Raw genomic sequence first — 22123 nt, forward strand, 5'->3', positions numbered from 1 at the left:
AATGTACTCCGCTGCTAGAAGCGCCGCGAGCGGCGTCCCATGGACATGAGGGGGCCTTCGGGCATCACGCGATCGGGGTCGAGGGACGCGGGGATCGCGGCGACCGAGACGGTGAAGACCGGCGGCTTGTTCGTCTTGAGCTCGAGACGCCCGCCCATCGCCTGCGCGAGGTCGTGGGCCAGGGCCAGGCCGATACCCGTCGATCCGTGCCCGGAGACGCCCTTTTGAAAAATGTCGGGGGCCAGGGACTCGTCGATACCCTCACCTTCGTCGCTCACCTCAATGACGACGCCACGCTTGGAGGTGCCCGCGTGCGCCCACACGCGCGTGGTCCCGTCGCCGTAGCGCAGCGAGTTTTCGATGAGGGTCGCCAGGACCTGCCCGAGCTTTCCGGCGTCGGCCAGGATCGGACGCTCGGCCTCGTCGAGGAAAACGAGCGGACGTCCCGCCGCCTCGAACTGGTCCTCCCACTCCTCGCGGGCCGTGTTGAAGACCTCGAGAATGTGAATGGCCTCGGTCTGGCTGGTCTGACGCTTAGAAACGTCGAGGAGCTCCGTGACCACGTTGGTCATGCGTTCCACCTGTTCGAGGCAGGTGCGGGCTTCGGCGCGCACCTCGTCCTCTGTGGAGATGAGTTCGATTTCCTCCAGGCGCATGGACAGAGCGGTCAGCGGCGTGCGCAGCTGGTGGGAGGCGTCAGCGGCAGCCTGTCGCTCGGCTGCGAGTCGGCCCGCCATGCGTTCGCCGGTGCGAGCGAGTTCTTCGGAGACCAGGTCGATCTCTTCGATGCCGGACTTCTCCACGCGGGCACGCACGCCTCCCGAGCCGATCTGCTCAGCCTGGGCGGCCAGGTAGATGAGTGGGGCCGACAGCTCACGCGACAGGGAGCGCGCGAGTACCCAGCCGATCACCATGGAAGCGACCATGCCCCCGCCGAACAGCGCGCACGTCCACGCGATGCGGTTCAGAGCGTTCGACGCCGACGCTGTGAGCTGGACAGAAACGCCGCTCGGAGACGAGGCCAGGGCGGTCATGGTCCGCCCAGGGAACGCCTTGCTGTTGGTGGCGAGGTTGGCCTCGGGAACCTTAATGCGGTAGCCGAGTTCGTCCCCGCGGCTGTTCGCCTGATCCGCTACGAGCGAGGCCAGGGTTGCGGGGTCGTTCCCCTCCCCCACGGCACGCCTACGCTCGATGTTTTGGAGGATGAGCTGCGCCTGAACGTCGAGGTTACGCTGTTCGGACGACCAGATGGAGACCGACGCAAAGAAGGCGCCGGGCAGGCCCATCAGCACGCACACGACGGCGACGATGGAGACGATCATCCTCACCGCGCGAGCGCGCATGGCGGGCCTCCCTCAGCGACGCGCTCAGCGCGCGTTCTCGAAGCGGAATCCCATCCCGCGCACGGTGGTGATGTAGTGCGGGTCGGTCGCGTCGTCACCGAGCTTGCGGCGCAGCCACGACACGTGCATGTCGAGAGTCTTCGTGGAGCCGGTCGGATCCGAGCCCCACACCTCACGCATGAGGGTGTCGCGAGCAACGACGGAACCGGCCTCGCGCAGGAGCACGCGCAGCAGGTCGAATTCCTTGGCTGTCAGGCTCAGCTCAACATCGCCCACGAAGGCGCGATGCGCAGCGACATCCATGCGGATGTCCTGAGCGCGCAGCTCGCCCTCGGCAGGTTCGGCAGCCTGGCGACGCAGGAGTGCCCGCACGCGAGCGAGGAGCTCCGCGAGGCGGAAGGGCTTCGTCACGTAGTCGTCTGCGCCCGCATCCAGGCCGACGACCATGTCGACTTCGTCCGTGCGCGCAGTGAGGATCAGAATCGGGACTCGGTTGCCCGAGGAACGGATCTCGCGGGCGACATCCAGGCCGTCCATGTCGGGCAGGCCGAGGTCCAGGACGACCAGGTCAACGCCGCGAACATCCGCGAGGGCTTCAGCGCCTGTCGCGTGTGCGCGCACGTCGTAGCCTTCCCTGCCCAGTGCGCGGGCGAGGGGCTCAGAGATGGCCGGATCGTCTTCAACGAGGAGAACTGTAGTCACGCTTACATCTTAGCAATTCTGAACCAAAACTTGCACCTTTCTTGACCCGTTATGCGGGCCGGTCAGGCACTCGTTCACACTGCGAGATGAACGTTATTTAACAACGCTTGAGAGCAGGTACGGCGAGACAGGACCGAAACCGCGCAAGTCTGCGGTCGGGAACTCTTCAAGCTCGTACCCGTCGCCAACCTCGCCAGCAGCGATGGCGGCAGCCGTGGTCGGATCGGTGAGGATTTTGCCAACCGGCGCAATGTCCACGAGGCGAGACGCGAGGTTCACCGTGGGCCCGAAGACGTCACCCGATCGAGAGAAGACGTCTCCGCGCACGAAAGATGCTCGCACGGGCAGCATTTCGTCGTCGGCGTTCAGTCGCTCGATGAGGGCCGTGGCCACGCGCAGGCCAGTCGGCAGATCATCGGCGATGTAGAGGACGGCGTCACCGATCATCTTGACGACGCGACCCCCCTCCTCGATGACGGCGTTACGACTCTCCTCCTCGAAGCGCTCAATGAGACCCACGAGGGCATCACCGAGGATCGTCGAGGACGACGTGTAGGACACCATGTCGACGAAGCCGAGGCAGCGGTTGAGCGGGAAGCGGTTGTGCCTCTCCTCGTGCCCACGCTGGGATATCTCGCGATCAAAACGGGACAGGGTTGCCTCGAGCTGACGCCGCCAGGCGTATGTGAACATCTCCTGGAAGACGTCGATGTACTCGCGCATATGGTCCAGCACGTACATGCGGGCCGTCGTGTCGTCCAGCATCAGACGACGCATTGAATCCTCGACCAGCGCCTCGAACTGCCACAGGGCCAGGCGATCGGCCAGGTGGGCGTTGGCGCGCAGGAGAGAGCGCGAGGTAGCTGTGTCAATGCCACCGGATTCGACAAGGTCGTGCCAGCGACTGAAAACTTCCAGATCACGCTGAGAGAAAACCTTGTCGTCTGCAGTGGGAGCCTGGAAGCCGAGGGCAATCCAGAAACGGAAGACGCGCTCGATAGGCGTATTCGTCATCTCCGCGAGATCGCGGGCCGAATACGTCAGATGACCTCCGAGCAGCTGGGGAACATAGCTTGTTGCGGTCAGGTCATCAGGAGTTGCAGGGGACGAAGCCGCGTGCTCATCCATCGCAAATCCCTCCTCTTTGGGCTGACTCAACACCACATCAGCGGGTAACGGTATATCAGATCACTTTTCAAAGTCACATCGAGATTGTGACCTCGTACGTAGACAATTGTAGTAGTCTGATGAGTTTTTCACCAGGGTTTTGCACGTTTACCTGCGAAAACCCGCCATCTTGCAACAAATTGCAGTTTGTCTACACGCTTCTCGCGCGATGGTCCACAATGTCCCTATGCGCCTTGTTCTTGCCTCCGCTTCCCCCGCTCGCCGCGCAACACTCATTGCGGCGGGCATCACACCGATCGTCCAGGTGTCCACCGTCGACGAGGACGCCGTCCTTGCTGCGCTGCCCGGCGGGCGCGCATTCTCAGGCGGCACAACCACCCCGGCGGACGAAGTTGCAGCGCTTGCCGCAGCCAAGTGCGCCGACGTCTGCGAGGCTCTGAGCACGCCCGGCACCAACGCCGAACTGCCCGAGGGCGAGGCCGTCCTCGTCGTGGGCTGCGACTCCATGCTCGAGATCGACGGCCAGATGCTCGGCAAGCCCCACACCCCCGACATAGCCCGCGAGCGCATCCGCGCCATGCGTCGCACGAGCGCCACCCTGTGGACGGGCCACTCGGCCGCGATCCTCGCCCCGGCCTCGTCGGATGACGACCAGAGGCACGAACGCGCAGTCACCGCGACCGTTACCCGCTCCGCCTCGACCCAGGTGCACTTCGGGGACATCTCGGATGCCGAGATCGACGCGTACGTCGCCACCGGCGAGCCCCTGCACGTCGCAGGGTCCTTCACGGTGGACGGACTGGGCGGCCCCTTCATCGAGGGCGTGACGGGCGATTATCACTCTGTCGTCGGCATCTCCTTGCCACTGCTGCGCTCCATGGCCACCGAGCTCGGGGTCTTCTGGCCGGACCTGTGGGATGCACCGCGCCCCTGAGTTTCGGCGCCAATCACCCGCCCGTAGCGCCGTACTGTAGGGGCATGGACAACAGCACTGCATGGGGCATCGGCCTCGCAACGATCACTCTGGACGGCACGACACTCGACACGTGGTACCCCGCCCCGCACCTGGGCGAGCCCGGGACCGACGAGGAGCTGGCGACCTCGCTGTCCGTGCTGGAGCGCGTCGATGACGCGCGCCGCGTGCGCACCGTCGTCGTGACCACGACGATTGACCTGCAGGAAGCTCCCGCCTCGACGGAGGACGCCTACCTGCGTCTGCACCTGCTTTCCCACCGCCTGGTACAGCCCAACACGATCAACCTGGACGGTATCTTCGCGGTGCTGCCCAACGTCGTGTGGACGGATGCTGGCCCGTGCGCCGTCGCCGACTTCGAGGCCACCCGCCTGCGCCTGCGCGCTCGCGACGGTCACCCCGTGACCGTGCAGGGCGTCGACAAGTTCCCGCCGATGGTCAACTACGTCCTGCCTTCCGGCGTTCGCATCGCCGACGGCACGCGCGTGCGCCTGGGCGCCTACCTGTCCGAGGGCACGACCGTCATGCACGCCGGCTTCGTCAACTTCAACGCGGGCACGCTGGGCCGCTCGATGGTCGAGGGCCGAGTCTCGCAGGGCGTCGTCATCGGCGACGGCTCGGATGTGGGCGGCGGCGCCTCCACGATGGGCACCCTCTCGGGCGGCGGCAAGCAGCGCGTGCGCCTGGGGGAGCGCTGCCTGCTGGGCGCAAACTCGGGCCTGGGCATCGCGCTCGGCGACGACTGCGTGGTCGAGGCCGGCCTGTACGTGACCGCTGGAGCGAAGGTCAAGCTCATCGACTCTTCCGGAGAGTCCGAGCCGCGCACGGTTGCCGCGCGCGAACTGTCGGGTGCGTCGAACATCCTGTTCCGCCGCAACTCCCAGACGGGCCGCATCGAGGCCATTGCCCGCGCGGGCGTCGTGGGTATCGAGCTCAACGACGCGCTGCACGCGTCGAACTGAGTTTTCTCACCGACGAGGCCGGGGCCGCCTTGCGCAGTGCGCGCGGGCGGCCCCGGCCTCGTTATGTGGCTGACGTGTCAGCGCGCCGTCCAGGCCTCGCGAATGCGGCTCGCGGCGGCCTGAATGCGCTCGTCGGTGGCGGTGAGGGCCACGCGGACGCGCCCGTGAGCTGCCGTGCCGTAGAAGTCGCCGGGCGCCACGAGGATACCGAGATCGGCCAGGCGATTCACAAGGGCCCACGAGTCGGTCGGATTCGCGGGGTCCGAGACCCACAGGTACAGGCCGGCCGCCGTATCGGGATCAACGTCGAGGCCGACGTCGGTCAGCGCCTCGAGGAGGAGGGCGCGACGCACGGCGTAGACGCTGCGCTGGCGCTCCACGTGCTCGGTGTCGCGGAGGGCAACCGCCATCGCGTGCTGGACGGGGGCGGGCACCATGAGTCCGGAGTGCTTGCGCACGCTGACGATCGGTGCGACCAGCGCGGGGTCACCATAGATGAGGGCGCCGCGGTAGCCGGCAAGATTCGACTGCTTGGACAGCGAGTACAGGACGAGGAGGCCGCTCGCGTCGCCGTCGCACACGTCCGTATCGAGCAGGGAGGGCACTCCCTCGCTCACGTAGGGCTCCGACCAGGGCAGGGCCGCGTAGCACTCGTCGGACACGACGACGGCGCCGTGAGCGCGCGCCCAGCCGACGACCGCGCGCAGCTCGTCCTTACTCATGACGTGCCCGTCGGGGTTGCCCGGCGAGTTCAGGTAGACGAGGGCAGCCTCGGGCCAGGCATCGGTGTTCGTGGGGTCGACAGCGACGGGGGTGGCACCGGCCAGGCGGGCGCCAATGTCATAGGTCGGGTAGGCAACCTCGGGCACGAGGACCGTGTCGCCGGGGCGCACGCCCAGCAGGGCGGGAATCCAGGCGACTGCTTCCTTCGAGCCGATCGTGGGGATGACGCCGCCGTGGCCGACGTCGACCATGCCCCGTCGCTGTCCCCATGCGAGAATCGCGTCGCGCACCTCGGCGGTTCCGATCACCGTCGGGTAGCCGTGCGCGTTGGAGGCGTCGGCGAGGGCTTCGCGAATGAACGCGGGGGTGTCGTCGACCGGGGTTCCGACGCTCAGATCGCACATTCCCCCGGGATGTTCAGTGGCGCGCGCCTTGGCGGGCGCCAGCTGATCCCAGGGGAATTCAGGCAGGTCAAGAGGGCGGGGAAGGATCGTTGTCATACCCCTACCCTATCGACTGTCAGAGGTTTTCGGCCTTCCATTCCTCATTCTGAGGCGGCAGCGCGGCGATCATCGGATCGTCGAAGTCCTGGACGCCGGTCTTCTGGGCGCCGCCAGGGCTGCCCAGGTCGTTGAAGAAGTCGACGTTGGCGCGCAGGTAGTCGGACCACTCGGAGGGCAGGTCGTCCTCGTAGAAGATGGCCTCGGTCGGGCACACGGGCTCACACGCACCGCAGTCCACGCACTCCTCGGGGTGGATGTAGAGCGAGCGAGCGCCCTCGTAGATGCAGTCGACGGGGCACTCGTCCACGCACGCGCGATCCTTGACGTCCACGCAGGGCTGCGCGATGACGTAGGTCATGAGACGTTCCTCCTGGTCAGTTCTAAAGACTCGTTGATTCTATTATTCACGTATGAGTAGCCCCGAGTCACCCCGCATCCCCGACAGCGCTGCGAGCGGCGAGAATACGCCGATTCAGCACACCGAGACCGAAGGGGCGCGCGAAGAAATTTCCACACGCGCGCCTGGCGCAATTCCCCAGCTGCCGTGGATGAGCTTCGCTGTCGGAGAGAGGATCGTCATCCGCTACCGTCTGGCAGACGGGTTGCACGACGCCCTGGGAGAGGCTCTCGAGGTGGCCCCCACGCACGTCACGGTCGCGACGAGGCGGGGGCCGGTTCGGGTGGATGCCCGCACGATGGTGACGGGCAAGCGCGTGCCTCCCCCGCCCACCATCTAGCGAGCGGGGGAAGCAGGCGCGGTTCAGCGGTTGGCGCGGCGCTCGCGAGCGGCGATCTTGAAGCGCTCCTGGGCGTCCAGGACGACCTTGCGCACGCGCACGGCCTCAGGCGTGACCTCGACGCACTCGTCGTTGGCCGCGAACTCGAGGGACTCCTCGAGGGTCAGCTTGCGCGAGGGGGTCAGCGACTCGTACACGTCGGCGGTCGCGCTACGCGTGTTCGTCTGCTTCTTCTCGCGGCAGATGTTCACGTCCATGTCCTCACCGCGCGGGTTTTCGCCCACGACCTGGCCCTCGTAGACCTCGGAGGAGGGCTCGACGATGAAGGAGCCGCGCTCCTGCAGGTTCGTCATCGCGTACGGGGTGGCCTGGCCGGCACGGTCGGCGACGAGGGAGCCGGTGAGGCGCTGCTCGATGGTGCCCTGCCAGGGGGCGTAGCCCTCGGAGATGGACGAGGCGATACCGGTGCCGCGCGTTTCGGTGAGGAAGCGCGTACGGAAGCCGATGAGGCCTCGGGCGGGGACCACGAACTCAAGGCGGATCCAGCCCGAGCCGTGGTTCGCCATGGTCTCCATGCGGCCCTTGCGGGCGGCCATGAGCTGCGTGACGGCGCCCAGGTACTCCTCGGGGATGTCGATCGTCATGCGCTCCATAGGCTCGCTGAGGACGCCGTCGATCTCCTTGGTGACGACCTGCGGCTTGCCGACGGTGAGCTCGAAGCCCTCGCGGCGCATCTGCTCCACCAGGATCGCCAGGGCGAGCTCGCCACGGCCCTGGACCTCCCAGGCGTCGGGGCGCTCGGTGGGCAGAACCTTCAGGGACACGTTGCCGATGAGCTCGCGGTCAAGGCGGTCCTTGACCTGGCGGGCCGTGACCTTAGCGCCCTTGACGCGGCCGGCCATGGGCGAGGTGTTGATGCCGATGGTCATGGAGATGGCCGGGTCATCCACCGTAATGAGCGGCAGGGGACGCGGGTCCTCGAGGTCGACGAGGGACTCGCCGATCATGATGTCTTCGATGCCGGCGACGGCGACGATGTCACCGGGGGCGGCGGAGTCGGTGGACACGCGCTCGAGGCCCTCGGTGGCCAGCAGCTCGGAGATGTGGACGCGCTGGATGGTGCCGTCGTGGCGCGCCAGGCCCACGTCAGCGCCCTTCTTCAGGGTCCCGTTGTGGATGCGCAGCAGGGCGAGACGGCCCAGGAACGGGGAGGCGTCCAGGTTGGTGACGTGGGCCTGCAGCGGCATGTCCTCGTCGTAGGTGGGGCCGGGGATACGGTTCAGGATGGTCTCGAACAGGGGCTCGAGGTTCTCGGTGGGCAGCTGGCCGTCACCGGGGTTTTCCAGCGAGCACTTGCCGGCCTTAGCGGAGGCGTAGACGACGGGGACGTCCATGAGGGAGTCCACGTCGATGTCGATGCCTTCGTTCATGAGGTCCTCGCCCAGCGACAGGAGCAGGTCGGTCGTCTCGGAGACGACCTCCTCGATACGCGAGTCGGGACGGTCGACCTTGTTGACGACGACGATGACGGGCAGATGGGCCTGGAGGGCCTTGCGCAGCACGAAGCGGGTCTGCGGGAGCGGGCCCTCGGAGGCATCGACCATGAGGACGACGCCGTCGACCATCGACAGGCCTCGCTCAACCTCGCCGCCGAAGTCGGCGTGGCCGGGGGTGTCGATAACGTTGATGATGACGCCATCCTCGAGGCCCAGGGCCTGCGCGGCGGGGCCGGTGTAGTGGACGGCGGTGTTCTTGGCGAGAATGGTGATGCCCTTCTCGCGCTCGAGGTCGCCGGAGTCCATGACGCGCTCGCCGGTCTTTTCGACCGTGTCACGCTCGGAGAACGCTCCGGACTGCCAGAGCATTGCGTCAACCAGCGTGGTCTTGCCATGATCGACGTGCGCGACGATGGCGACATTTCGCAGGTCGGGACGCGTGGACATATGTGGACTCCTCAAATGTGGATACAGATTTATGCGTGTGAGGGGGCAGGCAAGCCGCAGACACGACCGGTTCGAACCGATTTCACGCACATACGCCTCTAAGAATATCGGCTGAACGAGGGGCAACGCGATCCCCATGTTGCGAATTCCACCACGTCGTGGACACATGGCTGAGATCTGAGGGCCCATCGGCCCGTCTATTTGCTCGTTCACAAGCAATGGCGTTAACTGGCTTGTATGACTGACATCGCCACGCTCAGCGCAGACGTTTCCACGGCCTCGGCCCTTGTCACCCCCTTCGGTGCGCACCTGCTGTCGTGGCGCCCTGCGGGCCACCCGGATGTCCTGTGGCTGTCCTCCCGTGCGGTGTTGGACGGCACGAAGGCGATCCGCGGCGGCATCCCCGTGTGCCTGCCCTGGTTCGGCAGCCCCACCGATTCCCCGACGAGGCCCGGCCAGGGAGCGGGTGCCCACGGGTTCGCACGCACGAGCCCCTGGACACTGCTGGGAAGCACCCAGCCCGCGAACGACGCCCCGGCCTCGTTCTCCTTCGAGCTGCACCACACGGGCGAGACCTCTGCCCTCTACCCGCACTCCTTCTGCGCGCGCCTGGACATCGCCGCCGGAGCCGAGCTGAACGCGACCCTGACCCTCACGAACGATGACGACCACCCCTTCGCTATCGAGGCCGCCCTGCACACCTACCTGCACGTCGGCGACGTCAAGGACGTGACGGTAGAGGGCCTGGACGGGGAGCGCTACTACGACAAGGTCCGCGAGCGCTACGCCACGCAGACCGGCGACGTGACTTTTATCGGCCCGACGGACCGCGTCTACACGTCCACCCAGCAGGTCCAGGTCGTCGATCCGAAGCTGGGACGACGCATCATCGTGGACAAGAACGGTTCGGGCTCGACGATCGTGTGGAACCCCTGGTCGCAGGGCGCGGCCACGATGAGCGACATCGGCGAGGGCGAGTGGCAGAACTTCGTGTGCGTAGAAACCGCGGCGGTGCGCGAGCGCGCGCTGACGCTGTGGCCGGGGCACCCCCACATCATGACGCAGACCCTTGCCGTGGAGACGCTGGACTGACCGACCCGCGGGTAGGATTGGCTCCAGCTACGACCAGAAAGGCCCTCATGGCTCTCACTTCCGCGATCGCGTCCGCGTACCTGTCCGTTTCCCGCTGGAAGCTGTCCACGCAGCCCCTGCCGGACAAGGTCATCGTCATCGGCGCCCCGCACACCTCGAATTGGGACGGTGTCTTCATGGCGATTTCCATGTGGAAGTGTGGGCGCACGTTCTCGTTCCTCGTGAAGGATTCCGTCGTCAAGGCCCCGGTGCTCGGCTGGTTCGTGAAAAAGATTGGCGCGGTCGCCGTCGAGCGCAGCGCCTCGCACGGCCTGGTCGAGCAGGTTGCCCAGCGCATCCGCGAGGCCGACACCTTCACGCTGTGCATCACACCGAAGGGCACGCGATCGCCGCGAGATTTCTGGAAGTCTGGCTTCTACCGCATCGCAATGGAGGCGGGCGTGCCGATCCAGCTGGGCTTCATCGACCGCAACACCCGCACGTTCGGCTGGGGCCCGACGTACCAGCTGACGGGCGACGTGCGCGCCGACATGGAGGTCATCCGCGCGTTTTACGCCGACAAGGTGGGTATTCGCCCCGAGAAGACATCTGTGCCGCGACTGCGCGCTGAGGACGAGGCCGAATGAGGCTCACGCGAGCGCTGCTCGGCACCGCTGGGGCTCTCGCCCTGACGGCGGGCGGCGCTGCGGCGTATGCGGACGAGCCGACGCAGATTCACCTCGTCGAGGTCTACGAGATGACGCCGGGTGTGAGCGCGACCCATGAGGTGACGCTGTCGACGGATCACGCATTGATCGGCGAGCAGTGCCAGTCGATGGGCACGGCCACGCAGGCGACTTCCTCACTGCTGGTGGATGTCGGCGGGGTCATGGGATGCCGTTTCACCTGGAACCTCGAGGACGCGGGCGCCGAGGTCGTCTCGGTCGACGACGGCGGGGTCTTCCACTTCGAGTCGACGTCGGCCCGCCTCCTGGAGGGTTTTTCCTCGCCCGAGGCGTCGGCCTCGATCGAGTCGGTGACCCTCATCGCTCACGATTCATTTGTCGTCGAAGCCTCTGACGGCGGGGAGATTTCGGTTCCTTCGTCGTCCACGAAGAACGATGCGAGCACGGTCGTGTGGCACGGCGTGACGGACAACGTGAGTGCGTCGGGCTCGGTTGAGCCGGGGGCCGCCGCACCGACGCCATCACCCTCCCCCTCTTCGAGTACCAGCCCCACGCCTTCCTCTGAGCAGCGAGGCGGCAGCTCAGTCGGGCGTTCTCTGCTGCCCGTCCTCGCACTAACCGGGTCGGTGCTGGCTCTGGTGATCATCGGAGCGCTCGTGCGTGGCCGCGTCGCGTCGCAGCGGCGAGCAGCAGACGCTCAGTTCGATCGCGATGCCTCGCTGAAGAATGCGCGCCGCGCTCAGGCAGGTGCGCGCAAGACCTCCGCACTCCCCTACGCGCGCAGCGCGGCGAGCTCGAACGACTACGAGCCACGATCGGACGAGGAGCGTTTCGCCCCGCCCGAGTGACCTCGTTCGTCTGTGACAACGACGTGCCCCGACCTCTTCGCGAGGCCGGGGCACGTGCCGTTAGCCGATGTGGAAGTAGCGTTCGACGAGTTCTTCCACCGAAATACGCGAGTCGGCCAGGTCGTCGCGCAGGTGCATGTCTCCGAGCGCAACCAGGTGAGACGCCCACGAATCAATGAGGCCGGCGGGGAACACGCCCTTCGCCTCGTAGTCCTCGCGCTGGGTGAGGAGCCTACCGGCGGCCTCGAAGCAGGAGCCGGGCAGCTGATCGAGGTCGGGGGTCTGCGAGGCGTCGCCGTCGACCTTGCGCTCGCGCGCGTAGTCGGCCATGCCCGGTTCGGTCAGGCCAATGCGCGCCGCAACAGCGATACCGGCCAGCAGCAGGTGGACGGCCGCGGAACCGTCGGGGCTGCGCAGCTCGACCGTTTGGGAGTCGTTCGGCAGCTCGTCAATGGGAGGCTCGGCGGGGTTCGCGTCACGGAACATCGAGTCGTCGATGTTCTGCCATCCCAGGGGCACGCGCACGAGGACGGAGCGGTTACGGTCGCCCCAGCAAATCGCCGTGGGGGCCTCCTGGTGCGGCACGAGGCGCAGGAAGGAGGTGGGGACCGTGTTGCCAAAGGCGGTCAGGGAAGCGGCATGCGACAGGTAACCGCCGATGACCTTCAGGGCCGTTTCCGTCAGGCCCGATCCGGTCGAGAACTGGTTGACACCGTCCTTGACGAGGCGGGTGTGGAAGTGCATGCCCGACCCTGCCTGTCCAACCGCGATCTTCGGCGAGAAAGAGACGTGAATGCCGTAGGAGTGGGCTACCTCGCGCAGCACCCACTTGGCGAGCACCATCTGGTCGGCGGCATCCAGGGCGTCCACGGGCAGGAATTCGATCTCCTGCTGGACCATCTGACGACCGTCGGACACGAAGTTACCGACCTCCGAGTGGGCGTACTTGACCGAGCATCCCATGGACACCAGGTGCAAGAGGGTTTCCGTACGCACGCTCTCCCACTTCGAGAAGGGGCCCGATTCGTGGTAGCCGCGCTGCGGTTCAACGGGGAACAGGTCCTCCTCGTCGGAGAAGAGGTAGTACTCGAGTTCGCCGAGGGCCTGCAGCTCGCAGCCCGTCTCCTCCTTCAGGGCGCGCTGGGCCTTGCGCAGAATCTCCTGCGGCGCCGAGGCCAGGGGCTTGCCGTCGACGTCGTAGAAGCCGCACAGGATATCCAGGGTCGGAATGTGCGAGAAGGGGTTGAGGAAGGACGTGGCCAGGCGGGGCACGACGTACAGATCCGAGGAGGTTGCCTCGACGAAGGCGAAGAGCGACGAGCCGTCGACGCGTTCCCCCAGCGTCAGCACACGATCCAGGTGCGCCTTGGATTGGATCGCGAAGTTGAGTGTCTTCAGGCGACCATCCCCTCCGATGTAGCGCAGGTTGAGCATCCTGATGCCGTTGTCCTCGATATAGCCGATGATGTCGGCTTTCGTAAATTCCTTCGCCGGCTTTCCAAGGGCAGCAACGAGGGGATTTGGACTGAGGGAAACGGTGTCGGTCGACAGCATGAAGCACTCCTCTTTGAGCATGACTGGGTTCACATGAGCACGACCATTGTAGCCCCGTTCAACAAACCTGACAGGCGGGAGATAATCGCGCCCTTCCAACAATTCCGCAGATTGACGAACGAAAACACTCCGCGCCATTAGTGACGCTTGTTACACTTTTTGTACCCAAGCCCAAGGAGCCGCCATGGCGACCACTCACCCCCGCCTTCCCCACGACACAACCAGACCGCCCGCTTGCTCATGGCGCGGTCTCCTCGTCGATTCGGCGCGCACATTCTGGCCGGTCCCCACCATGGAATTGCTCCTGACCGTCATGGCGCGTTACCGATTCAACGTCTTGCACTGGCACCTCACCGACAACACCGGGTGGCGCATGCGCGTGCCCGGATACCCCATGCTGACAGCGATCGGCGGAAACATCCCACGGCAGCCCAGCGACTGGTACGACCCCGAGTGTGCCCCCGGCCGAAAAGGCTCATGGCGCCTCACACCTGCACACTCGACCCAAGGTTTCTACTCGGACGCCAACATTCGCCACCTCGTCAACTTTGCAGCGGCGCGCGACATCCGCATCGTTCCGGAAATTTCCATCCCCTCCCACGCCGGAGCCGCGATCCGCGCCTATCCCCACCTGGGAAACCCCACCCTCGTCAATAAGGCAGCCCAAGGGGTCAACGAAACGCTCTGGCCCAGTGCCGCCTCTCTCAGCTTCGTCGAAGCAGTATTCCATCACGCCTGCTCTCTCTTCCCCTCACCAACCATCCACATCGGGGGAGCATCGACCGACTGGGGGCCATGGGAATCCGACCTCTCGCTGATGCGCGCAGGCCTCACCTCCGGCGCAGCGATTGAACGACTCTTTATCGACCGGGCACTGCGCACCCTCCACTTTCACGGCAGGCGCGCGGCCGCCTGGGATTCCTTCACGAGGACATATCCGACCCCTCCACCGGGAACCACTCTCCTTGCCCACTGTCCCGGGAACACTGGCCGCCAGGCCGCCGAATCCTCTGGAGCGCCGTGGATCCTGGCGGACGCCGACATTCTCACCCTCAGCCACCCCGGGCGAACTAACAGCCCCCTCGAGCCCGCCCACGCCCTCTTCGACGACCTCACCCAGGCGTTGCACGGGGAGCGGCTGAAAGGAGTCGAGGCCGTGGCATGGTCCTCAAGCGTCACCACCCCAGACCTCCTCTTCTACCACCTCCTCCCCAGGCTCATCGTCGTCGCGGAAGCAGCGTGGCACGGGGAGGACGCCCTGCCCTGGGACAAGCTGGCACCCCTCGTCGAACACGAGATGGCACACCTGCGGCACACCATCCCCTACTGGAATCCGCAGCGGCCATGATGAAGGGCCGCGCACCCGAGTCGAATGCGCGGCCCCGTGCCCCCTAGCGGGGCAGGATTCGGAGCAGGCATGAACCCGCCCCACTAGGACTATGAAGGCGTTACGACCAGGCTTTCAGGCGCTCAGCAAGCGCACGCGCCGCAGCGTCCAAACGCTCGGCTTCCTGGGTGTCCCCACCCCTGATCGCACGCCAGTAGGAAACTTTCGTCCGCAAGAACTCGCGACGCAGCTCAAGAATCTGCGCCTCTTCCCGCAGCCGCTCATCCTGCTGCTCCAGCAAGGTGATGAACTCGGAAATATCACGCTCACCACCAAGGCCCGAGCGAACGTACTCACGCATATCAGCAATCGACATGCCGGACGCCGACAGGCATGACACCCACGTCAACAGCTCAAGGTCGTCTTCCTGATAGATGCGATGACCGCTCGAAGGGTCACGCGCGATGGCGGGAATGACGCTCACATCCTCGTAGTAACGCAGGGTGGACGCGGGCAGCCCAACGAGCGCCGCTACCTCCTTGATGGAGTACGTGCGCCCGGAGCGAGTCCCTGCCATGACTTCACCCTAAAAGACCTCAAGTCCTTGAAGTCAAGCGGAAGTGCGGGACGTGCATCACGCGCTGCGACCTGCACAAAGGCGCAATCGCTCATCTATTGCCACGCAGGGTTGAGAAACGGCGCAAAACGTCTGCATGCACCAGCGTTAGAGAAGCTCCGCACGCCTCTCAAAAGCCCAGATCGGACAGGTCTCCTCGCGCATATGCACATCGACGCGGTCGAGGAGTTCACAACCGCCATTGAGATAGAAACGCGCATTCTTTTCCGTCGAGGTCACGAAGCCGTAGGCGCGCCCACCGCGCTTCGCCACGAAATCCGGCAAGACCTTGGAGACCAGCCAACGCCCCACGCCGCGGCCACGCATGCTCGAATCGACGGAGAGCACCTCGAGATACCAGTCGAAATCGCCATTATCGATGGCGATCTGATCAGATCGGTCGGTCACGTCGACAAAATCAGCCACGAGGCGCGGGGAAGCATAGCGGAAGAGCTCATAGCCTCCACTGACAAAGCTACGCACCACGCCAACCTTGCGATCATGCATCAGCGCCGTTGCGACAACTCGCCCCTCATGCTCCACGACAAGTGCGTGCCGTGCCCACTGATAGGAGGACGCAAGCATCCGATTGATCGCGGCCAGACATTGCGGGTAACGGTCCGGCTGGTAGAGGTAGGGCTTGAGCATGATATGCAGCGGATAGTCGAGGAACCCCTCGGTAATAATGCGCGTCATTTCGGGAATATCGTCGCGCGTAGCGGGTCGACACTTCACGGGCCACCTCCTTCATCAACATGGACGTATGGGCAATTTTCTATCGAAAACCGAACTACAGGTAGATACCTGTCATCCTACGGGATAGACACCGATCTAGCCTTGTCAACGAGGCGTGTTTCTCTTTGTCACTCGGCCTTCTTTCATTTGACGATCGGTCAGGCATTCTCGCGCACACTCCCCCTCGTTGCTTTGTATCCACGAACGGACGATAATCGAGTGGTTCATAACAGGAGGACTGCATGCGACTCTTTCGCGCCCTGTGCGCCACGCTCGGGGCACTACTCATCGTGTCGACGCTACCGTCGGGAGCCTACGCCGCCGACGGGCCGACGTTGTCGGAGGCGTTCGTCCTGACCAAGGACGGCCAGCTCGTCGACACACTGACCATCATTGATCCGTCCCGGACAATGAGTGAGTCGGCGTGCCAGCCCTACGCCGGTAAATCATCGGACCAGCATGTCGAGTTCGTGACGCGCGACGACGCAACCGTGTGCCACATGCAGCTCATGTACACGAATGCGGAGAATGAATCTGAGTTCTCCATTGAGGACTCCGGCGAGTTCGTCATGACTGCTCACGCCGAGCGCACGCTCACCGAGTCTCGAAAGTTGTTCCACCCGGACTTGACGCTGAAGTCTCTGTCCCTGAGCGTCGAGGGAGAGGTGCAGTCCGCCACTGCGGGCGCTTCCACGTCTGCAACGACGTACGAGGGCCGCACGTTTTCCGTCACTTCGTGGACCGACACCGTGCCCCAAATAATCACCGTGAAGGGCTCTCTCACCCCTGGCGGAGACCCCAGTGCCGCGGCGACGACGAATGCACTGAAGGATCCGTGGGGCGTGACCCCGATGCCTGCCTCGGCCTCGGCGAGCCCGAGCGCAGCGCCGACGGCGGGCGCTGCCGCCGCACCCGAGTCCTCCGATCCTCCGATCGCTCTTCTCATTGGTCTCATCGTTGGCCTCGTCCTTCTCGTCATCGGCATCGTGGTTGTCGTCTACGTTGTGCGCGCCAAGCGCGGCAAGAAAGCCACATCCGGAACGCAGGCTACAGCCCCGGCTTCTCATGTACGCGCTCCCTCTCCTGCTCGTGGGAACGAGGGCGTGGAGCGTCACGCTCCTCCGACACCGATTGCGCCCGCCCCTACGTCCGCTCCTGCTCCGACTCCCACCGAGCGTCCTTCGGCCTCGATGAATCCTCCACAGCCGACACCGCGCGACACCGGTTTCACGTGGGAGCACAAGTCGCGCCCAACGCCCACCGCCGCTCCCGCAGCTGCGACCCCGGAGGCTCCCAAGAGGCGACGCTCACGCAAGGACCACAGGCCTGCAGTCTTCCCCGAGCGCCCCACCCAGCCGATGGCCGGCCAGCCGATGCCTGGCGCCGGCATGTCCAGCGGCCCCTTCCAGGCCCCGATGACTGGCGTTTCTCAGCGCAGCGCGGCCCCGGTCGCTCCCCCTGTTTCCCCGCAGGCTCATACCGTCGCGCCTACCCCAGCCACCACTCCGACACCCACGCAAGCGTCCCAGCCCATCGTGCCGGCGCCACAGGCCGCAGCATCGGCACCGCAGCGAGAGACTCACACGGAGTCCGCCTCTGATTCCTCGCTTCGTCGTCGTTCGCGCCAGGCCTCGGAGGCTCAGCCAGCGACAGACGCTCAGCCGGCGTTCCCGAGCAGACGTTCGCAGCGTCAGGCGGTCCGCGACGCGCACGTTCCTCAGCCTATTCCGGCCCCCGAAGAAGCACCTGCAGCACAGCAGGTGCCGATTCCCGTGCCCGCGCCTCCCGCTCCGCCCGTGCCGCCGCCTCCCACGAGCGCCGTCGACGCACCCGAGACGATGCTGATCCCGAAGGTCCGCCAGGCTGCTATTCCGATGCCCGAGCCCGTCGCGGTCGTCGAACCCAAGCCGGTCGCGGAACCCGAGCCCGTCGCGGAACCCGAGCCGATCGTCGAACCGGAACCCGTCGCTGTGGTCGAGCCCGAACCGATCATCGAACCCGAACCGGTCGCTGTGGTCGAGCCCGAACCGATCATCGAACCCGAACCGGTCGCTGTGGTCGAGCCCGAACCGATCATCGAACCCGAACCGGTCGCTGTGGTCGAGCCCGAACCGATCATCGAGCCGGAACCCGAGCCTATCGCGGTGGTCGAGCCCGAGCCGGTCGCTGTGGTCGAGCCGGAACCCGTCGCGGAACCCGAACCCGTCGCGGTCGTCGAACCCGAACCCATCGCGGAACCCGAACCCGAACTGTTCGTGGAGCCCGGGCCGGTCGCTATGGTCGAGCCCGAACCGATCGTCGAACCCGAGCCGATTATCGAGCCGGAACCCGAACTGTTCGTGGAGCCCGAGCCGATCGTGGAACCCGAGCCGATCGTGGAACCCGAACCCGTCGTGGTCGTCGAGCCTGAACCCGTCGCGGTCGTCGAACCCGAGCCCGTCGCGGAACCCGAGCCCGAGCCGATTGCCCAGCCGGAGCCCGTCGCGGAACCCGCCCCGGCCTCGTCGATGTCGTTTATTGATGACGCGGAGATGCCGACCGCGCAGATTCGTCGTGTTCGTCGAGTGAGGCCCGCGGACTGGGGGACGCCCGAGCCGGCCGCGCCGGTGCAACAGTCCGAGCCCACCCCTCAGGTGTCTACTCCCCCGATGACGCCGGCTCCGTTCGAGCAGAGTGCGCCCGCTATGCCTTCGGTCGTCGAGCAGCCGCAGGCCCCCGCATCCCCGCAGATGCCTGCCCCCTTCCAGGCGCCGGCCGCTGCGACCCCCTTCCAGGAGGACTGGAACGCGGAAATCTCCCAGAAGAAGGAAGCCCCGCGCGAGCAGGAAGATGACAAGAAGCGCCGCAGGCTGTGGGGCTGGGGCAAGCGTCGCAAGAAGCGCAACGAGGCCGCCACCTCGCCCGAACCCGAGATCGATGAGCCGATCGAGTCCTCTCACGCGCCGATGATTTCAGTCGACGCGCAGGACGAGGACGATTGGAACGACTGGCAGAACTGGAACTCGCGCAGCTAACCGAGCGCCGGGGAGCGCCTATAGGCGGCTCTCGGCCTCGGCAAACTCGACGTAGTGCGCGAGCTCCTCATCCAGATCATCTGGATTGTCTGCCCCATCGGACGCGGCCTCGGCCTCTACATCCGCCTCTTCCTGTCCGTAGCGCTCCAACAGGAGGCGCTCTCGGTAGAGGTTGTCCGCTGTCACCCCGATGGTACGGATGAGGGATGCGTTCAGGGCCATGCCGATGATGATGCCGATAATCGGCAGGATCTGCGCCATCTTCAGGCCGACGAGACGCGCGCCCAGTGCCGCGAACAAGGAGTTCACGGACGCCGTCAGCGCATTGTTCCCGACGCTCTCCATCGATCCGCGTTTGGTGAGCTTACGCACCACCTTGTTGAACATGCGCATCGAGGTCTCCTTCTCGACGGCATGGTCACCAACCGTGCTACGAGGGGCGATCGCCTGGGATAAAACCATCGCGGAAAACAGCTTTTCTGCGGGGTCCTTCGTGTCATACCCGTAATACGCGGCCGTGTGCGACACGAGGCGCGCAGAGGAGGCCAAGAACGTCGCGATATCGAGGCCGATCGCCCCCACGATCACGCCGATGCCGGGCGCCGATGCGATGCCCAGACCGAGGAGAGCAGCGACCGACCCTCCCGTCGCGAATATGCTGCTCACCGCTCCCTCGGTCGCGGTAGCAACGGCGTATCCGACCTTCAGGTGGGGCCTGACCGATTGGATCTCAGCCAGGTTCAGGTTTCGGATGTCCTCGAGACACTCCACGTCGTTGCCGGCCCGGCGATACGCCCTCACAATTCGCTTTCGCGGAACTGAGGATTCGGCGGCTGACGTTGCCTTCTCGACGAGTCCCAGGACAGCCGATGAGGTCTTATCCGCAATCGCGGCCCCGCCGGGCACCTTGCGCGCGAGGTCGACCGTCTTTTTCAAAGGGGCGAGCACGTACGAACGGATGCGCTGAGTGATGACGCGAGGACTGCGCGGGCTGATCTGAGCGGCCTTCCATTCTTGGATCGCATCCCACTGCGCACGATCGTCACCGGTCATGCGGCCACGTATGTCGTCAGCTGTGCTGTTCGCTTCTTCTGAACAATCCGGCATACCCCCAGCCTACACGGCCAACAATCGCGACTTCATGGAACCGCGGGAGCGAGACTGCCGCTCTCCTACGGGCGGCTCTCGGCCTCGGCGATCTCCACGTAGCGCGCGATGTCGGCGCTCAGCTCCTGGGTATCGGCTGTCCTCACCAGGTCTGTCGAGGCACCGTCGGCAGCCTCCACGTGGCCGTAGCGTTCCGCGAGGAAGCGCTCGCGATACAGGTGATCGGCGGTCTCGCCAATGGTGCGCATGAGGGCGGCATTGAGCCCGGCGCTCACGACGACGCCCGCGACGGGGACGATCTGCGCGAGCTTGCGCGACGCCAGGCGCACACCCATCGCACTGAAGAGGGAGTTCATCGCGCTCACGACCACGTTGCCGCCGAGGCCGTCGAGCGAACCGCGCCGGGCGAGGTCGCGCATCACCTTGTTGAAGGCCAGCATCGTCGCTTGCTTTTCAACGACGAAATCGTGGCCGCTGCCCGTCGGATCGATCGCCTGAGAGAGCACCATCGTGGAAAAGAGCCGCTCGGTGGGGTCCTCCGAGTCGTAGCCGTAGTAGGCGGCCGTGTGCGCAACGAGGCGGGTCGCGGCGGCCAGGAAGCTCGTGATATCAACGGCGATCGCCGAGGCCGTGACGCCCACTCCCGGGGCGGAAGCCACGCCCATGCCAAGCACTGCGGCAACGGAACCACCCGAGGCGAACACGCCGCTTACCGCGCCCTCGGCGGCCGCGGTCGTCGAGTAGGCCAGGCTCAGGCGGGGCTTGACGGCGAGGATGTCGTCGAGCGTCAGAGAGCGGATGTCCTGCAGGGTCCGCACGTCAAAGCCCGCGGAACGGTAGGCCTTCAGGATGCGCTTGCGGCGCACCGAGGCCTCGGACGCGGATGCTGCCAGCTCCACGAGGCCGAGGGCAGCGGAGGACACGGTGCGGGTGAGCGCCTCGCCGCCGGGCACCTTGCGCGCGATGGACACCGCCTTACCCAGGGGCGCGAGGGCCGCCGAGCGGACGCGCTGGGAGATGACTCGGGGGCGCATCGGGCGCATCTGCGTGTCCTTCCACCGCTGGATTTCGTCCCAGTGGGCGGCGTCGGACTCGCTCATGCGTGCACGCAGATCGTCAGACATGCTCTCCCCGTTTCTCTCGCGGTCGCTAACTCACCAACACTACACAGTGAGGGCCGCCTGCGAGGCTGTAGCGCCGCCGCGTCCCCTGTTATGCTTGTGACCTGGTAGTCAGATTCGGCCTCGATACGAAGGAGCTTCCGTGGAATCTCGTGAGTCGCTCATCAACCAGATCGCTCTTCTCCATGAGGAGAAGGAACACCAGAAGATCATCGCGCTCATCGAGGGCCAGCCCCCGGCCGCGATGGACTACGAGCTGACGAGCCTTCTGGCGCGCGCCTACATCAATTACGCCCAGCCCTACATGGATTCTTTCCAGGAGCACATCAAGCACGCGGTGGAGCTGCTGCGCAGCGTTGAGGCTGAGGGCATGGCGGACCCGCAGTGGTACTACCGCATTGGCACCGCCCTGTACTGGCAGGACGAGGAAGAAAGCGCCATGACGTACCTGGAGCAGTGCCTCGCGATGGACCCGACCCACGAGGACGCTCCGCAGGTCATCGAGGAGTGCAAGCGCGCCCTCGAGCGTCGCACAGTCGTGCGCCCCCTCGATATGCGTGCACTTATCGACTTCTTCGAGCGCAACGACTACAGGTACGACGTTGAGGACAATCGCCTGCGCACGGGCTTCACGAACGGATACTACGTGTTCTCCGTGATCGACGACGGCGCGGACCTGAGCATGTGGGGCGGCATCCGCGAGGATGTATCAATGGAGCTGCGCCCGCGCCTCATCCAGGCGTGCAACGACTGGAACGCGGCCACCAAGTGGCCCAAGGTCTACGTGGCGACGCTGGATGACGGCACGCAGCGCGTGTGCGCCGAGCAGTTCGTCTCATCTCGCTACGGCATGACTGACGCGCAGGTGTCGATCAACATCGACCGTTTCATCTCCGCGTCCGAGTCCTTCTTCAAGGAGCAGATCGAGCGCATCCCCGCGCTGGGTGGCGCAAGCGAGTAACGCTCGCACAGAAACGTTCCCCGGCCTCGTCTTTTCGGACGAGGCCGGGGTTCGTTATACGGTCACTGC

20 protein-coding genes are annotated in these 22123 nt (G+C 65.5%); 9 read left to right on the forward strand and 11 right to left on the reverse strand.

Going from position 1 to position 22123, the window contains the following annotated elements; translation table 11 throughout:
- Positions 1-14 precede the first annotated feature (14 nt).
- From FBF35_RS07885 to FBF35_RS07895, 3 genes are all read right to left on the reverse strand, one after another.
- Positions 15-1343 carry a sensor histidine kinase gene (locus FBF35_RS07885; RefSeq protein WP_060565665.1) on the reverse strand — a complete coding sequence of 443 codons (1329 nt, stop codon included), beginning with the start codon at positions 1341-1343 and terminating at the stop codon, positions 15-17.
- Between the two features lie 24 nt (positions 1344-1367).
- Positions 1368-2045 (reverse strand): response regulator transcription factor, encoded by a 678-nt coding sequence (locus tag FBF35_RS07890; RefSeq protein ID WP_003794418.1) that lies wholly within the window; start codon positions 2043-2045, stop codon positions 1368-1370.
- A gap of 93 nt (positions 2046-2138) precedes the next feature.
- Positions 2139-3173 carry an adenylate/guanylate cyclase domain-containing protein gene (locus FBF35_RS07895; RefSeq protein ID WP_060565666.1) on the reverse strand — a complete coding sequence of 345 codons (1035 nt, stop codon included), beginning with the start codon at positions 3171-3173 and terminating at the stop codon, positions 2139-2141.
- A gap of 226 nt (positions 3174-3399) precedes the next feature.
- Between FBF35_RS07895 and FBF35_RS07900 the strand changes: the two genes are divergently transcribed.
- Both FBF35_RS07900 and dapD read left to right on the forward strand, forming a co-directional pair.
- On the forward strand, positions 3400-4107 hold the full coding sequence (locus FBF35_RS07900) for a Maf family protein (RefSeq protein ID WP_060565667.1): 708 nt from the start codon (positions 3400-3402) through the stop codon (positions 4105-4107).
- A gap of 44 nt (positions 4108-4151) precedes the next feature.
- The gene (gene dapD / locus FBF35_RS07905; protein ID WP_060565668.1) at positions 4152-5108 is read left to right on the forward strand and encodes a 2,3,4,5-tetrahydropyridine-2,6-dicarboxylate N-succinyltransferase; all 957 of its coding nucleotides are present in this window, start codon (positions 4152-4154) and stop codon (positions 5106-5108) included.
- A 77-nt stretch (positions 5109-5185) separates the two neighbouring features.
- Here dapD and dapC read toward each other — a convergent pair whose 3' ends face one another.
- Both dapC and fdxA read right to left on the reverse strand, forming a co-directional pair.
- Positions 5186-6331 carry a succinyldiaminopimelate transaminase gene (gene dapC / locus FBF35_RS07910; protein ID WP_060565669.1) on the reverse strand — a complete coding sequence of 382 codons (1146 nt, stop codon included), beginning with the start codon at positions 6329-6331 and terminating at the stop codon, positions 5186-5188.
- 19 nt (positions 6332-6350) lie between these two features.
- Positions 6351-6692 (reverse strand): ferredoxin, encoded by a 342-nt coding sequence (gene fdxA, locus FBF35_RS07915; RefSeq protein ID WP_003790208.1) that lies wholly within the window; start codon positions 6690-6692, stop codon positions 6351-6353.
- A 52-nt stretch (positions 6693-6744) separates the two neighbouring features.
- Here fdxA and FBF35_RS07920 point away from each other — a divergent pair, with 52 nt between their 5' ends.
- Complete coding sequence (locus FBF35_RS07920) at positions 6745-7071, forward strand: hypothetical protein (protein WP_060565670.1); 327 nt, start codon at positions 6745-6747, stop codon at positions 7069-7071.
- Between the two features lie 23 nt (positions 7072-7094).
- On the opposite strand, the gene typA is transcribed toward FBF35_RS07920, so the two are convergent.
- Positions 7095-9014, reverse strand: coding sequence for a translational GTPase TypA (gene typA / locus FBF35_RS07925; RefSeq protein ID WP_060565671.1), 1920 nt, complete (start codon positions 9012-9014; stop codon positions 7095-7097).
- A gap of 237 nt (positions 9015-9251) precedes the next feature.
- Here typA and FBF35_RS07930 point away from each other — a divergent pair, with 237 nt between their 5' ends.
- The 3 genes from FBF35_RS07930 to FBF35_RS07940 are packed head-to-tail and all read left to right on the forward strand — an operon-like array spanning position 9252 to position 11619.
- Entirely contained in the window at positions 9252-10106 is an 855-nt protein-coding gene (locus FBF35_RS07930; protein ID WP_060565672.1) for a D-hexose-6-phosphate mutarotase, read from the forward strand.
- Positions 10107-10153: 47 nt separating this feature from the next.
- Entirely contained in the window at positions 10154-10732 is a 579-nt protein-coding gene (locus tag FBF35_RS07935; protein WP_060565673.1) for a 1-acyl-sn-glycerol-3-phosphate acyltransferase, read from the forward strand.
- Positions 10729-11619, forward strand: coding sequence for a hypothetical protein (locus tag FBF35_RS07940; RefSeq protein WP_060565674.1), 891 nt, complete (start codon positions 10729-10731; stop codon positions 11617-11619). The genes FBF35_RS07935 and FBF35_RS07940 overlap by 4 nt, the downstream gene beginning before the upstream one ends.
- 60 nt (positions 11620-11679) lie before the next feature.
- Here the strand turns inward: FBF35_RS07940 and FBF35_RS07945 are convergent, their stop codons facing one another.
- Complete coding sequence (locus FBF35_RS07945; RefSeq protein WP_034511742.1) at positions 11680-13173, reverse strand: glutamine synthetase family protein; 1494 nt, start codon at positions 13171-13173, stop codon at positions 11680-11682.
- 184 nt (positions 13174-13357) lie between these two features.
- Here FBF35_RS07945 and FBF35_RS07950 point away from each other — a divergent pair, with 184 nt between their 5' ends.
- On the forward strand, positions 13358-14521 hold the full coding sequence (locus tag FBF35_RS07950; protein WP_060565675.1) for a family 20 glycosylhydrolase: 1164 nt from the start codon (positions 13358-13360) through the stop codon (positions 14519-14521).
- A gap of 100 nt (positions 14522-14621) precedes the next feature.
- Here FBF35_RS07950 and FBF35_RS07955 read toward each other — a convergent pair whose 3' ends face one another.
- Both FBF35_RS07955 and FBF35_RS07960 read right to left on the reverse strand, forming a co-directional pair.
- Positions 14622-15077, reverse strand: a complete 456-nt coding sequence (locus FBF35_RS07955) for a MerR family transcriptional regulator (RefSeq protein WP_060565676.1) — start codon at positions 15075-15077, stop codon at positions 14622-14624.
- A gap of 147 nt (positions 15078-15224) precedes the next feature.
- Complete coding sequence (locus tag FBF35_RS07960) at positions 15225-15851, reverse strand: GNAT family N-acetyltransferase (protein WP_241772505.1); 627 nt, start codon at positions 15849-15851, stop codon at positions 15225-15227.
- 242 nt (positions 15852-16093) lie between these two features.
- Between FBF35_RS07960 and FBF35_RS07965 the strand changes: the two genes are divergently transcribed.
- A complete protein-coding gene (locus tag FBF35_RS07965) occupies positions 16094-18865 on the forward strand; it encodes a hypothetical protein (protein WP_060565677.1) in 2772 nt (923 codons plus the stop codon).
- Positions 18866-18883: 18 nt separating this feature from the next.
- Here FBF35_RS07965 and FBF35_RS07970 read toward each other — a convergent pair whose 3' ends face one another.
- Positions 18884-19972, reverse strand: a complete 1089-nt coding sequence (locus FBF35_RS07970) for an EcsC family protein (protein ID WP_060565678.1) — start codon at positions 19970-19972, stop codon at positions 18884-18886.
- 65 nt (positions 19973-20037) lie between these two features.
- A complete protein-coding gene (locus FBF35_RS07975) occupies positions 20038-21072 on the reverse strand; it encodes an EcsC family protein (protein ID WP_060566394.1) in 1035 nt (344 codons plus the stop codon).
- Between the two features lie 163 nt (positions 21073-21235).
- Here FBF35_RS07975 and FBF35_RS07980 point away from each other — a divergent pair, with 163 nt between their 5' ends.
- Positions 21236-22054 (forward strand): YbjN domain-containing protein, encoded by an 819-nt coding sequence (locus FBF35_RS07980; protein WP_048672179.1) that lies wholly within the window; start codon positions 21236-21238, stop codon positions 22052-22054.
- Positions 22055-22123: the final 69 nt, after the last annotated feature.

Source organism: Schaalia odontolytica (assembly GCF_005696695.1).
GTDB lineage: Bacteria > Actinomycetota > Actinomycetes > Actinomycetales > Actinomycetaceae > Pauljensenia > Pauljensenia odontolytica_C.